13 protein-coding genes are annotated in these 13620 nt (G+C 70.0%); 5 read left to right on the forward strand and 8 right to left on the reverse strand.

What is annotated here, in order from left to right:
• Positions 1 to 3: 3 nt before the first annotated feature.
• The 4 genes from lpxA to V7050_RS01360 all read left to right on the forward strand — a co-directional run bounded on the left by lpxA (position 4) and on the right by V7050_RS01360 (position 3881).
• Complete coding sequence (gene lpxA / locus V7050_RS01345; protein ID WP_324367144.1) at positions 4 to 807, forward strand: acyl-ACP--UDP-N-acetylglucosamine O-acyltransferase; 804 nt, start codon at positions 4 to 6, stop codon at positions 805 to 807.
• A gap of 6 nt (positions 808 to 813) precedes the next feature.
• Positions 814 to 1656 (forward strand): LpxI family protein, encoded by an 843-nt coding sequence (locus V7050_RS01350; RefSeq protein WP_324367146.1) that lies wholly within the window; start codon positions 814 to 816, stop codon positions 1654 to 1656.
• 8 nt (positions 1657 to 1664) lie between these two features.
• A complete protein-coding gene (gene lpxB, locus V7050_RS01355; protein ID WP_324373786.1) occupies positions 1665 to 2846 on the forward strand; it encodes a lipid-A-disaccharide synthase in 1182 nt (393 codons plus the stop codon).
• 84 nt (positions 2847 to 2930) lie between these two features.
• Entirely contained in the window at positions 2931 to 3881 is a 951-nt protein-coding gene (locus V7050_RS01360) for an amidohydrolase family protein (protein ID WP_324367447.1), read from the forward strand.
• An 81-nt stretch (positions 3882 to 3962) separates the two neighbouring features.
• Here V7050_RS01360 and V7050_RS01365 read toward each other — a convergent pair whose 3' ends face one another.
• The 3 genes from V7050_RS01365 to gltX all read right to left on the reverse strand — a co-directional run bounded on the left by V7050_RS01365 (position 3963) and on the right by gltX (position 7272).
• A complete protein-coding gene (locus V7050_RS01365) occupies positions 3963 to 4463 on the reverse strand; it encodes a YbaK/EbsC family protein (protein WP_324367449.1) in 501 nt (166 codons plus the stop codon).
• Complete coding sequence (gene gltA, locus V7050_RS01370) at positions 4447 to 5745, reverse strand: citrate synthase (RefSeq protein ID WP_324367451.1); 1299 nt, start codon at positions 5743 to 5745, stop codon at positions 4447 to 4449. The genes V7050_RS01365 and gltA overlap by 17 nt, the downstream gene beginning before the upstream one ends.
• A gap of 102 nt (positions 5746 to 5847) precedes the next feature.
• On the reverse strand, positions 5848 to 7272 hold the full coding sequence (gltX, locus tag V7050_RS01375) for a glutamate--tRNA ligase (protein WP_324367453.1): 1425 nt from the start codon (positions 7270 to 7272) through the stop codon (positions 5848 to 5850).
• A gap of 72 nt (positions 7273 to 7344) precedes the next feature.
• On the opposite strand from gltX, the gene V7050_RS01380 reads away from it, so the two are divergent.
• Positions 7345 to 9429, forward strand: a complete 2085-nt coding sequence (locus tag V7050_RS01380; protein ID WP_324367454.1) for a ComEC/Rec2 family competence protein — start codon at positions 7345 to 7347, stop codon at positions 9427 to 9429.
• 218 nt (positions 9430 to 9647) lie between these two features.
• Here the strand turns inward: V7050_RS01380 and lexA are convergent, their stop codons facing one another.
• From lexA to trpD, 5 genes are all read right to left on the reverse strand, one after another.
• Positions 9648 to 10334 (reverse strand): transcriptional repressor LexA, encoded by a 687-nt coding sequence (gene lexA / locus V7050_RS01385; RefSeq protein WP_324367456.1) that lies wholly within the window; start codon positions 10332 to 10334, stop codon positions 9648 to 9650.
• A gap of 89 nt (positions 10335 to 10423) precedes the next feature.
• On the reverse strand, positions 10424 to 11614 hold the full coding sequence (locus tag V7050_RS01390; RefSeq protein ID WP_324367458.1) for a molybdopterin molybdotransferase MoeA: 1191 nt from the start codon (positions 11612 to 11614) through the stop codon (positions 10424 to 10426).
• Complete coding sequence (moaC, locus tag V7050_RS01395) at positions 11611 to 12090, reverse strand: cyclic pyranopterin monophosphate synthase MoaC (protein WP_324367460.1); 480 nt, start codon at positions 12088 to 12090, stop codon at positions 11611 to 11613. The genes V7050_RS01390 and moaC overlap by 4 nt, the downstream gene beginning before the upstream one ends.
• Positions 12090 to 12899: an indole-3-glycerol phosphate synthase TrpC gene (trpC, locus tag V7050_RS01400; protein WP_324367462.1), complete on the reverse strand. Its 810-nt coding sequence runs from the start codon at positions 12897 to 12899 to the stop codon at positions 12090 to 12092. Before trpC ends, moaC begins: the two co-directional genes overlap by 1 nt.
• Positions 12896 to 13620, reverse strand: a 725-nt coding sequence (trpD, locus tag V7050_RS01405) for an anthranilate phosphoribosyltransferase (RefSeq protein WP_324410186.1), incomplete at its 5' end; no start/stop codon positions are given. The genes trpC and trpD, both read right to left, overlap by 4 nt.

The following is a 13620-nucleotide window of genomic DNA, read 5'->3' on the forward strand; positions in this document are numbered from 1 at the left end:
TCCATGCCGGTGCATCCCGAAGCGGTGATCCATCCCACGGCGATCGTCGAGGACGGCGCGGTGGTCGGCCCGGGCTGCCGGATCGGCCCCTATTGCGTCCTCGGCCCCGAGGTCGAGCTCGCGCGCGAGGTGACCCTGCACAGCCACGTGGCCGTCGCCGGCGTGACCCGGATCGGCGCGGGCACGGTGATCTTTCCCTTCGCCTCGATCGGCCATGCGCCGCAGGATCTCAAATACGCCGGCGAGCGGGTCGAGCTCGTCATCGGCGAGCGCAACCGGATCCGCGAGCATGTCACCATGAGCCCCGGAACCGCGGGCGGAGGCGGCGTGACCCGGGTCGGCGACGACAATCTCTTCATGATGAGCACCCATGTCGCCCATGATTGCGTGGTCGGCAGCCGGGTGGTCATGGCCAACAACGCCACCCTCGCGGGCCATTGCGTGGTCGAGGACAATGTCATCCTCGGCGGCCTCGCCGCGGTGCACCAGTTCGTCCGGCTCGGGCGCGGGGCGATGATCGGCGGGCTCTCGGGCGTGGTGGCGGACGTGATCCCCTTCGGCTCGGTCATGGGCGAGCGCGCCTTTCTCGCCGGCCTCAACCTCGTGGGACTGAAGCGCGCGAAGGCTGAGCGGGCGCAGATCCACGGGCTCCGGAACGCCTTCGGCGAGATCTTCGAGGGCGACGGCACGCTCCAGGACCGCGCCCGCCGCGTCGGCGAACGCCATGCCGAGAACCCGCTGGTGCAGGAGGTGGTGCGCTTCGTGATCAGCGAGACCTCGCGCTCCTTCACCCTTCCCGCGGACTGAGGCGCGGTGCCCGGCGACGGACTTGCAATCGTCGCGGGGCGCGGCGACCTGCCGCGGCTGATCGCGGAGGATTGCGCCCGGCGCGGCCGGGACTACCGCGTGGTGGTCTTCGAGGGGATCGTGCTCGACTGGCTCGGCGCCCATCCCGCGATCCCGGCGGTCTTCGAGAAGCCCGGCCGGCTCTTCGCCGATCTGCGCGCCGCCGGCTGCGGCCAGGTGGTCTTCGCCGGCGGCATGCGCCGCCCCGGGCTGAACCCGATGCGCTTCGACCTCAAGGCGCTCAGCCTCGCGCCAAAGCTGCTCGCCGGGCTGCGGGCAGGCGACGATTCCACGCTCCGCGCCGTCGCGAAGGTCTTCGAGGCCGAGGGGCTCAGGCTCCGGGCGGCGCAGGAAGTGCTCTCCGACCTGCTCGCGCCGGCCGGGATCCTCACCCGCGCCGCGCCGGGCGAGGCGGACCGGGCCGATGCCGAGCGGGCGGCGCGGATCGTCGCGGCGCTGGGCGCTGTCGATGTCGGACAGGCGGCGGTGGTCGCGCAGGGCATCTGCCTCGGGGTGGAATCGATCCAGGGCACGGACGCGCTGCTCGATTTCGTCCGAGCGAGCCGCGCGGCCTTCCTGCCCGATCCGGGCGGCGCGCGCGGGCTGCTCTTCAAGGGGCCCAAGCCCGGCCAGGACCGGCGGATGGACCTCCCCGCGATCGGCACCGGAACGGTGGCGGCGGCGGCGGCGGCCGGTCTCGCCGGCATCGTCGTCCAGGCCGGCGGCACCCTCGTCGTCGGGCGCGAGGCGACGGTCGCCGCGGCGGACGCCGCCGGGATCTTCCTCTGGGGCCGCGAGCCGGGCGCATGAGCGGCGCGCTGCGGCTCTTCGTCATCGCCGGCGAGCCTTCGGGCGACCTGCTCGGTGGGGCGCTGCTCGCCGGCCTGCGCGAGCTCTGCGCCACGCCGCCGCGGCTGGAGGGCGTCGGCGGTCCCGCCATGGCCTCCGAGGGGCTCGCGAGCCGCTTCCCGATGCAGGAGCTCTCGATCATGGGGCTCGCCGAGGTGCTGCCCCGGGCGCCGGGCCTGCTGCGGCGGATCCGCGAGACGGCGGATGCGGTCGTCGCCGCCGCGCCCGATGCGCTGATCACCATCGACAGCCCCGATTTCTGCCTGCGAGTCGCGCGCCGCGCCCGCCGGCAGCTGCCCGGGCTCAGGGTCATCCATTATGTCGCGCCCTCGGTCTGGGCCTGGCGGCCGGGACGGGCGGCAAAGATGGCGCGGGTGGTCGATCACGTGCTCGCCCTGCTGCCCTTCGAGCCGCCCTATATGCAGGCCGCGGGCATGACCTGCGACTTCGTCGGGCATCCGGTCGCGGGCGAGCGGCAGGCGACGCCGGCCGAGGTGGCGGCGCTGCGCGCGGAATTCGGCATCGCCAACGGGCAGCCGCTCATGGTGCTCCTGCCCGGCTCGCGGCGCGGCGAGATCGCGCGGATCGGCCCGGCCTTCGCGGACGTCACGCGCCGGCTGCGCGCCGCGCGCCCGGATCTGGCGGTGCTGCTTCCGGCGGCCGGCGCCGTGGCCGAGGCGCTCCCCGCGCTCTTCCCGCCGGATGTGGCGGGCTGGCCGCGCCTCCTCGACCCCCGCGGCAGGCCGGCACCGGAGGCTGAGGCCCGCAAGCGCGCCGCCTTCGCCGCGGCGGACGTGGCGCTGGCGGCCTCGGGCACGGTCAGCCTCGAACTGGCCGCCGCGGGCGCGCCGATGGTGATCGCCTACAAGGCCAGTCCCCTGACCGAATGGATGATCCGGCGCCTGGTGCGCGTCGATACCGCGACGCTGGTCAATCTGGTGACCGGGACCCGCGCGGTGCCGGAATTCTTCTTCGGCGACTTCACCCCCGAGCTCATCGCACCGGCGGTCGGCGCCCTGCTCGACGACCCCGGGGCGGCGGAGGCCCAGCGCGCCATCGGGCAGCAGGCCATGGATCTGCTCGGGCGCGGCGGCGAGCCGCCGGGGCTCCGGGCCGCGCGCTCGGTGCTCGGCGCGATCGGCCGGCAATGATCGCCGGCGCGCGCTTTCTTCTGTCTCGGCCGGGCCAGGTCGCGTAGACTTCCAGTTTCGTTGCGTCTCCTGCCGGAGCAGATCATGGCCCGCCGCATTGTCCGACCTACGATTGCCGTGCTGGTGACCTGCCTTGCCGGGGCTGCGGCATCGGCCCAGGATCTGGTGGCCGACCATGCCGCGCTGGACGTTCATACCCATGTCGCGAGCCCGTTCCTGACCGAGCTCTTCACCGGCGGCAGCCTGCCGCCGAAAGGCGCGGACGACCTCGTCGCCCGTCTCGACGAAGCCCATGTCGCCCGCGCGATCATCCTTGCGGGCGGCTATTTCGGCGATCCGGTCGGGCTGAGCGATGCCTCGAACATGGGTCCGGAGAATGACTTCGTCGCCGCCGAGGTCGCGAGATTCCCGGATCGGCTGATCGGATTCTGCGGCATCAATCCGCGCTTTCCCGAGGCAGTGGCGGAAGTCGATCGCTGCCTCGCCTTGCCGGGCATGGCCGGCATCAAGCTTCATCTCGAAGGCTCGGCGGTGAACCTCACCGACCCCGAACAGGTCGCGGCCCTGGCCGCGGTCTTCGATCGCATCGCCGAGCATGACGCCCCGGTCCTGATGCATGTGGCCGACGAATACGGCGGCCCCCTCGATTCCCCCCGTTTTGTCGCGCTGGCCGGGATCCTGAATGCGCATCCGACCGTCCGCGTGGCGCATGCGCATTGCGCCGGCAACACCGACGATCGCACGATCGAGACCTGGCTGCGGGCGAGGGTATCGGGCTACGACCCCGACACATCATGGGTGGACGTCAGCGCCTGCCTCGCCTTTCACGCCGACGCCCCGCTCGCGGAGCGCGAGATGATCGTCTGGCGCCTGCGCAAATGGGGCATCCCTCATGTGCTCTTCGGCAGCGACTACTTCGCCTATGGCGGGGAGACCCCGCAACAGACCCTCGATATCCTCGCGCAATATCCCTTCACGCAGGATGAACTCGACACCATCCTCGACAACGACGGCTCCGGCTGGCTGCGTCCCTGAGCCGCAGCGATTCACACTCGTTTAAGAATAAAATACAATAATATCAATATTATATAGGCTGTCCCCATGGGGACAGCCGATTCATGGCTCCTCGGTGAAGGCGCCGATCCTCGGATTCAGCGCCTCGACCAGCGCCGCGGGAGCGACCGAGAAGACATGGTTCGGGGTTCCCGCGGCGGCCCAGATCACCGCATGGTCGAGGATCTTCGGGTCGAACCAGGTCTCGATCTCGTTGAGATGCCCGAGCGGCGAGACGCCGCCGATCGCAAAGCCCGTCGCCCCCCGGACGCCGGCGGCATCGGCCTTCTCCAGTGCCGCCCCCACCAGCCGGCCCGCCCGGGCGGGATCGACCCGGCTGCCGCCGGCGGTCAGGAACAGGACGTGGCGATCGTCCCCGGCGACGCGGAAGACGATCGACTTGACGATCTGGTCCACCGCACAGCCGCAGGCCCGCGCCGCCTCCGCGGCGCTGCGCGTGCCTTCGGGCAGATGCACGGGCTCGATCGCCAGGCCACGGCGCTCGGCATCGGCGAGCACACGGGCGAGCGAGGCGCTCGCGACCGGCTCAGCGGTTCTCGACATCCACGTAGTCGCGCAGGGTGGCGCCGGTATAGAGCTGTCGCGGCCGGCCGATCTTGAGCTGCGGATCCTCGATCATCTCCTTCCACTGCGAGATCCAGCCCACCGTGCGCGCCAGCGCGAAGATCGGCGTGAACATCGAGGTCGGGAAGCCCATCGCGTCGAGGATGATGCCGGAATAGAAGTCGACGTTGGGATAGAGCTTCTTCTCGATGAAATAGGGATCCTCGAGCGCGATCCTCTCCAGTTCCTTCGCGACCTGGAGCGTCGGGTTGCGCTCGATCCCGAGCAGCCCGAGCACCTCGTCGGCGCTCTGCTTCATCACCTTGGCGCGCGGGTCGAAGTTCTTGTAGACGCGGTGGCCGAAGCCCATCAGGCGGAACGGGTCGTCCTTGTCCCGCGCCCGCGCGATGAACTCCGGGATGCGGTCGGGCGTGCCGATCTCGCGCAGCATCATCAGCGCCGCCTCGTTCGCGCCGCCATGCGCCGGCCCCCAGAGGCAGGCGACCCCGGCGGCGATGCAGGCGAAAGGATTGGCGCCCGAGGAGGAGGCCAGCCGCACGGTCGAGGTCGAGGCGTTCTGCTCGTGGTCGGCGTGCAGCGTGAAGATCCGGTCCATCGCCCGGCTCAGGATCGGATCGACCACGTAGTCGGTCGCCGGCACCGAGAAGCACATGTTCAGGAAGTTCGAGGCGTAGTCGAGGTTGTTGCGCGGATAGACGAAGGGCTGGCCGACGTGATACTTGAAGGCCCAGGCCACGATGGTCGGCATCTTGGCGATCATCCGGATCGTCGCCACCTCGCGCTGCCAGGCGTCGTTGATGTCGGTCGAATCGTGGTAGAAGGCCGACATCGCCCCAATGATGCCGCAGACCACCGCCATCGGATGCGCGTCCCGCCGGAAGCCGCGGAAGAAATACGCCATCTGCTCGTGCAGCATGGTGTGGTTGGTGACGCGGGTCTCGAAATCCTCCATCTGCTCCGCGGTCGGCAATTCGCCGTAGAGCAGGAGATAGGCGACCTCGAGGAAATGCGACTTCGCGGCCAGCTGCTCGATGGGATAGCCGCGGTAGAGCAGCTGGCCCTTGTCGCCATCGATGTAGGTGATCGCGCTCTCGCAGGATCCGGTGGAGGTATAGCCGGGATCGAAGGCGAAGACGCCGCCGTCCGAATAGAGCCGGCGGATGTCGATGACATCCGGACCCACACTTCCGTGATAGATCGGAAGGTCGAGCGTCTTGTCTCCGATCGTCAGTCTTGCGGTTTCATGTGTCTGGTCCGTCATGCTTCGTCCCTTTCCTGCCGGGACCCGGGCGGGCGCGGGTCCTGCTTTCCCTGAACGGCCGCCGAATTCACCGGCTACCGCGAGCCTGACACCGCAGCGGCGCTAGGGCGTGGTCTCCACCGCTCTTGCGCAGTCTTCGATCCGTGCGAGACTCTCTTCCCGACCGAGGATCTCCATCATGTCGAATACGCTTGGCGAGACGGTACGGCCACTCAATGCGACACGCAGCGGCTGGGCGACCTTGCCGAGTCCCAGCGATTCCTCGGCGGCGTAGGCGCGAACCACCACTTCGAGATTCTTCGAGTCCCAGCTAGCATGCTGCAATCGCGAAGTCAAACCGGACAGTATGCCGCGGGGTGCGGAAGCCAGCAGCTTCGCCCCCGCCGCGTCGGGGCCGATGGGGCGCGAATCCCTTAGGAAGCTGGCCATTTCGAGCAGTTGCGGGATCGTCTTGGCGCGTTCCTTCAGCCCGGGCATCGCGGCGAGCATCTGGCGGCGCTGAAGCGTGGTCAGGGGTGTTTCATTTTGCGCCGCAAGATATTCCTCCACCGCCGCCACCAGCGCCTCGTCCCCGGTGGCGCGGATGTGCTGCCCGGAAAGGTTCTCGAGCTTGGCGAGGTCGAACCGCGCGGGCGACCGACCGATGCCGCCGAGATCGAACCATGCGACGGCCTGCTCGGTGGTGAAGAATTCGTCGTTGCCATGGCTCCATCCGAGCCGCGCGAGGTAGTTGCGCATGGCTTCGGGCAGGAAGCCCATCGCCCGATAGGCCTCAATGCCGAGCGCCCCGTGCCGCTTGGAGAGCTTCGCCCCGTCCGGCCCGTGGATCAGCGGGATATGGGCGAAGACCGGCACCGCCCAGCCCATGGCCTCCGAGATCAGCGTCTGGCGTGCGGCATTGGTCAGGTGGTCGTCGCCGCGAATGACATGGGTGACCCCCATGTCGTGGTCGTCCACCACCACCGCGAGCATGTAGGTCGGCGTGCCATCCGATCGCAGGAGGATCAGATCGTCCAGGGTCTCGTTCTTCCAGGCGATGTGTCCCTGGACCCTGTCCTCGACCCGGGTTTCACCGCTGCGGGGCGCCCTGAGCCGGATGACGAAGGGGGCATCCGGAGCCGTATTCGGGTCGGCGTCGCGCCAGGGCGAGACGAAGAGCGGCGGACGCCCCTCCCCCCGGGCGGTCTCGCGAAAGGCCTCGATCTCCTCGATGGTCGCGTAGCACCGATAGGCGGTGCCGCGCTCGAGCATCGCGCGCGCCACCTCCGCATGGCGCTCGGCGCGCGCGAACTGGCTGACCGCGTCGCCGTCCCAGTCGAGCCCCAGCCACTGGAGACCGGCGAAGATCGCCTGCGTGGCCTCGGGCGTGGAGCGGGCGCGATCGGTGTCCTCGATCCGAAGGAGGAACGCGCCCTTCTCGTGGCGGGCGTGCAGCCAGTTGAACAGGGCCGTCCGAGCGCCGCCGATATGCAGGAACCCCGTCGGCGACGGCGCGAAACGCGTTACGACCCTGGTCGGGGTAGGCATGCATTAACCTCTAGGAAACCATGCGGACGATACCGTTCTATTAGGCGATTCTGGAACGGGAGAACAAGGGACGTGGGCTCGGGCCGGCTCGCCGCCCAGATCGAGACGCAGCGCCCGCATCTGGCTCTCTGGATCCCGGTCCTCTTCGCGGTCGGGATCGCGGCCTATTTCCAGGTGCCCGCGGAGCCGCCGGGCTGGATGCTGGCGGCCATCGCGACCTTCCTCGCGATGGGGCTCGGGACGCTCTTCCGGATCGGGCCGACGGCGCGGATCCTGCTGCTCGCGCTCATGCTCCCGCTCGCGGGCTTCGCGGTCGCGGGGCTTCGCGCCCGCCTCGTCGCGGCGCCGGTGCTTCCGCATGCGATGACGGCGAATGTCGAGGGCGATGTCATCGGTCTCGATCGCTCGGCCGGCGACCGGCCGCGGGTGCTGCTCGATGACGTGGTGATCCATGGGCTGCCGCCGAGCCGGACGCCGGCCCGCGTGCGGATCTCGCTCGATCCCTCGACGCCCGAGGACGTCGTCCAGCCCGGCATCCGGCTCCTGGGCTATGCGCGCCTCTCGCCGCCGGCCGCGCCGGCGGAGCCGGGCGGGTTCGATTTCCGGCGCATGGCCTGGTTCGACCGGCTGGGGGCGGTCGGCTACGCCCGCACACCGATGCTCGAGATGGCGGCGACGGGCGGCGAGGCCCGCCTCGACTGGCGGGCGGGGATCTTCGCCCTCCGGGTGCATCTCGCGCGGGCGATCCAGAATGCCCTGCCGGGCCGCAACGGCGGCTTCGCCGCGGCGATCCTCACCGGGGATCGCTCGGGTGTCGATCCGGTCGCGCTCGGAACGCTCCGGGCATCCAATCTCGCGCATCTGCTGGCGATCTCGGGTCTGCACATGGGGCTGCTGACGGGGTTCGTCTTCGCGTCGATCCGCTACGGGCTCGCGCTCGTCCCGGGTGTCGCGCTGCGCCACCCCACCAAGAAATACGCGGCGATCGTCGCGCTTGTGGCGGGGCTTGCCTATCTCGCGCTTTCGGGTGCGAATGTCGCGACCCAGCGGGCCTTCATCATGACGGCGGTGGTCCTGGTCGCGGTCCTCATCGACCGGCCGGCCTTCACGCTGCGCTCGGTCGCGCTCGCGGCAATGATCGTTCTGGTCATCAGGCCCGAAAGCCTGACCGAAGCGGGTTTCCAGATGTCCTTCGCCGCGACGACGGGGCTGATCGCCGTCTTCGAATGGCTGCGTGGGCGCGCCTGGTGGCGGGAATCCCAGAGCGCGCGCTGGAGCTATCTGCGGCCGGTGATCGGCGTCGCGGTCACCTCCACCGTGGCGGGGCTCGCGACCGCGCCGCTGTCGGCGTTCCATTTCAACACGCTGTCCCAATACGGGCTGATCGCGAACGTGCTCGCGGTTCCGGCGATGGGACTGCTGGTGATGCCGGCGGCGGTGATCGCGGGATTGCTGGCGCCCCTCGGGCTGGCCGCGCCGGCACTCTGGGCGATGGATCTTGGGATCGAGTACATCCTGCAGGTCGCGGCCTTCGTCGCCGGGCTGGATGGCGCGCTGCGCGGCGTTCCGAGCGGGCCGCCGGCGAGCCTCGCCCTCATCGTGCTCGGCGGGATCTTCGTGGTGCTCTGGCTCGGACCGGCCCGGCTGCTCGGGATCGTGCCGATAGGATTGGGCCTGCTCGTCTGGGCGCAGCAGGACCGTCCCGATATCCTGATCTCGGACAACGGCCGGCTCTTCGGGATCAGGGCGGCGCAGGGGCGGGTGCTCAACAGCGAGAAGGGCAACGGCTTCGCGGCCTCCAACTGGCTCGACAACGACGGCGATCTCGCGGATCAGGCGGCCGCCTTCGCCCGGCCGGGCATGGAGCGCGGCAGGGGGCGGGCGGTCATGGAGGTCCCCGGCCTGGGGCGTTTCGTCTATTTCGCGTCGAAGCAGCCCGGCGCCCGCGCCGATGCCGCCTGCGGGGAAGCGGCCATCCTGCTAGCGCCGAGCCTATGGGACGCGCCCGGCGGGCGATGCCTGTTTCTGGGCGCCGCGCGGCTCGACGACGAAGGGGCGATGGCGATCCGGGTCGTCGCGGGAAGGCCGAGCATCGAGGGCGCGAAGTCCGCGAACCGGGGGCGGCCCTGGACCCGCGACCGGGACCCGGACCGCTGACGCCGGATCGGGCGGATCGGCAGGAAATTCACCGGGTCAGGTCAGTTCGGTTCAAGTAACTGAAAAGGCGCCGTTTTCTGAAGCTGGAACCCGGCTGGAAAGTGGCTGGAAACAGGCTTGCCAATCTTCAGGGTTCCGGCAAGCGCCCCGGCACGGATCGCGCTTGCGGGCCGCGGCTACCGTGGCCGCGCGCCGGTCCTCGCTCCGCATGGCGCCGCCTAGTAGGTGCGGATCAGCCCGACGAGCTTGCCCTGAACCTTGACCTGGTGGTCCTGGTAGAGACGGGTCTGGAAGGCGGGATTCGCGGCTTCCAGGGCGATGGTCTGGCCGCGGCGGCGGAAGGTCTTGAGCGTCGCTTCCTCGCCCTCGATCAGGGCCACGACGATGTCGCCGTTCTCGGCGGTCGATTGTTCCTTGATGACCACCACGTCGCCGCTGTTGATGCCGGCCTCGATCATGGAATCGCCCTTGACCTCCAGCGCGTAGTGGCGACCGGAGCTCGACAGCATGGCGCCGGGGACGGCGACATTGTGCGAGACGGTCTGGATCGCCTCGATCGGCGTGCCGGCGGCAATGCGCCCCATGACCGGAAGCTCGACCGAGATCGCCTCGACGGAGAGTGCGGCGGCGGGCCGTTCGGGACGGCCGCCGTCGATGACCGCGGGCTGGAAGCCCGGCGTCTCCTCCATGTCCTCCGGCAGCCGGACGATCTCGATGGCCCGGGCGCGGTGCGCGAGGCGGCGGATGAAGCCGCGCTCTTCAAGCGCCATGATCAGCCGGTGGATGCCGGATTTGGAACGGAGGTCGAGCGCATCCTTCATCTCGTCGAAGGACGGCGGCACGCCATCCTTCTGCAAACGCTTGTGGATGAAATGCAGCAAGTCATGTTGCTTGCGCGTCAGCATCGAAGGCTCCTTCGGTCCGTCCCGCTACCGTTCTAGTAACGTTCTCGTTTTGTGTCAAGAATCTTGGAGACACTACAACCAAAGGTTTATCAGATCCAGATGAACTCCACCAGATCACCGATCTGGCGCTCCGGATCCTGCGGCTGTCGGACGAGCAGAGCGTTGGAATCGGCGAGCACGGAGAGGAGCGCGCTGTCCTGGCGCGGAAACGGCGTGCAGAGCCAGCCGTCGCGGTCCGCCTCGACAATGGCGCGCATGTAATGGGCGCGCGGCCCGTTGCGGCCGAGGGCAGCGCCGAGGCGCGCGGCGAGCGGCCGCGCCGGCTCGCCGGGAAGCCCGAGCATGCGGTCCACGGCGGGCTTGAGGAAGAGCTGGCCGCAGACGATCGCCGAGACCGGATTGCCGGGCAGTCCGACCAGCGGCACGGTTCCGAACCGGCCCGCCATGAGCGGTTTTCCCGGCCGCATCGCGACGCGGTAGAAGTCGAGCGTGAGCCCCTTCGCCAGCGCCGTCGCCTGGACGAGGTCGAAATCGCCGACGGAGGCGCCGCCGAGGGTGACGATCGCATCCGCGCCCTCGGCGAGGTCGAAGGCGGCGGTGAGGCTTTCGGGCGTGTCGCGGGCGATGGGCAGGAGCTGCGCCTCGGCGCCGGCGGAGTCCAGCAGCGCCTTCAGGGCGAGGTTGTTGGAGGCGAGGATCTGGTCGCGCGCCGGGGTCTCGCCGGGCATCACCAGTTCGTCGCCGGTCGGGATCAGCGCGACGCGGGGGCGCCGCGCGACCGTGACCACGCCCGCGTTCATCGCGGCGAGCAGGGCGATGTCCTTCACCCCGAGGCGGCGCGGCGCCGACATCCGGGCGCCCGCCGCGAAATCGGCGCCGGCCGGGCGGATGAAGCCCGAGCGGTCGTGCGAGTCCCGGATGGTGATCGTCTCGGCGGAGCGGTCGGCATCCTCCTGGATCAGGATCATGTCGGCGCCTAGGGGTACGGGAGCGCCGGTGAATATCCGCACCGCCTCTCCCGCGCCGACCGTGCCGTCGAAACCTGCGCCGGCGGCGGAAGTGCCGATGACCCCGAGCCGCGCGCCGGCCGCTGCATCCTGCATCCGGATGGCGTAGCCGTCCATCGCCGAGGCCGCGAAGGGCGGCTGCGGCCGGGTGGCGACGACGTCTTGGGCGAGGACGCGGCCCGCTGCGGCGGCGAGCGGCACGTCCTCGGTGCCGACGGGCAGGAAGAGGTCCATCAGGCGCGCATGCGCCTCCGCGACGCTCAGCAGCGTCATTCGCCGGACTCGAACCGGCCGGACTTGCCGCCTTCCTTCAGCACGAGGCGGATGTCGCCGATCACCATGGATCGGTCCACCGCCTTGAGCATGTCATAGACCGTCAGGGCCGCGACCGAGACGGCGGTCAGGGCCTCCATCTCGACGCCGGTCGGGCCGGTGGTGCGGACCTGCGCCTCGATGCTGACCCGGCCGGCCGGGACGTCCGGTGCCAGGTCGACCGTGACCTTCGAGAGCGCGAGCGGGTGGCAGAGCGGGATCAGATCCGACGTCCGCTTCGCCGCCATGATGCCGGCGAGCCGCGCCACGCCGAGCACGTCGCCCTTGGCGGCGGTTCCTTGGGTCACGAGCGCCAGGGTCTCGGGCCGCATGGCCACCCATCCGCGCGCGATCGCCCGGCGCGCGGTGTCCGGCTTGCCCGAGACATCGACCATCTGGGCGGCGCCGGCGGCATCGAAATGCGTGAGCCCGGCCATCACTCCGCCTGGGGGCTCCAGGGCGCGCGCAGGAGCTCGCGCGTCGCGGCCTCGACATTGGCCTCGCGCATGAGCGTCTCCCCGATCAGGAAGCAGCGGATCCCGTAGCGGGCCATCTGCGCGAGGTCCTGGCGGCTGCGGAAGCCGGATTCCGAGACGATCAGCCGGTCGGCCCGGACCGAACGCGCGAGCTTCTTCGTGGTGTCGATGTCCGTCTCGAAGGTGTTGAGATCGCGGTTGTTTATCCCGATCAGGTTCGACTTCAGCTGGTTCGCCCGGTCGACCTCCTCCTGGGTATGGGTCTCCACGAGCACGTCCATGCCCCAGGCCAGCGCCACGTCCTCCACCTCGATCGCCTGGGCGTCCGAGAGCCCGGCGAGGATGATCAGGATGCAGTCGGCGCCGAGCGCGCGGGATTCGACCACCTGCCAGGGGTCGTAGATGAAATCCTTGCGCAGCACGGGGAGGCGCACGGCCTCGCGGGCGGCGACGAGATAGCTGTCGTCGCCCTGGAAGCTGGGGCCGTCGGTGAGCACGCTCAGGCAGGTGGCGCCGCCGGCCTCATAGGCCTTCGCGAGCGTGGCGGGATCGAAATCGGCGCGGATGAGGCCCTTCGAGGGGCTGGCCTTCTTGAGTTCGGCGACGAGGCCGTAGTTGCCGGTCGATGTCGTGCGTTGCAGCGCCGCCCGGAAGCCGCGCACCGGCGAAGCGGCACGGGCGTCGCTCTCCAGCATGTCGATGGGCCGCGCGGTCTTGCGCACCGCGATATCCGCGAGCTTGTAGCTGCGGATCTTCTCGAGAATGCTCATTGGCCCTTTCCCCCGGCCGCCCGTGTCAGAAGGGCGAGCCTCTCCGCCTTGTCGCGTGCCGCGCCGCTGTCGATGCTGGCCCTGGCGAGCTCCGCGCCGGCCTTCAGGTCTTCGGCCCGTTCCGCCACCACGAGGGCGGCGGCCGCATTGAGGATCACCGCGTCCCGATAGGCGGAAGGCTCGCCCGCGAGGAGCCCGCGCAGCGACGCGGCGTTCTCCGCCGGGGTGCCGCCGGCGATCGCCTCGAACGGATGGGTCGGCATCCCGGCGGCCTCGGGATGCAGGGTGAATTCCGAGACATGGCCGTCGCGGATCTCGGCGACATAGGTTTCGCCGCAGATGGAGACCTCGTCGGTTCCGTCCGCCCCGTGGACCACCCAGGCGCGGTCGGAGCCGAGCTCGCCGAGCGTCTCCGCCATCGGCCGGATCACGGCGCGCGAGAAGGCGCCGGTGAGCTGCCGCCGGACCGCGGCCGGATTGGTGAGCGGTCCCAGGATGTTGAAGATCGTCCGTGTCCCGAGTTCGGTGCGGGCGGGCATGACGTGGCGGGTCGCCGGGTGGTGCATCGGCGCCATCATGAAGCCGATGCCGACCTCCGCCAGCGCGCGCTCGACGACGTCCGGGCCGACCATCACGTTCACGCCGAGCTCGGTCAGCGCGTCCGCGGCCCCGGATTTCGACGAGAGGTTGCGGTTGCCGTGCTTGGCCACCGGCACGCCCG

Origin of the sequence: Amaricoccus sp., assembly GCF_036846665.1 — a bacterium.
Taxonomy (GTDB): domain Bacteria; phylum Pseudomonadota; class Alphaproteobacteria; order Rhodobacterales; family Rhodobacteraceae; genus Amaricoccus.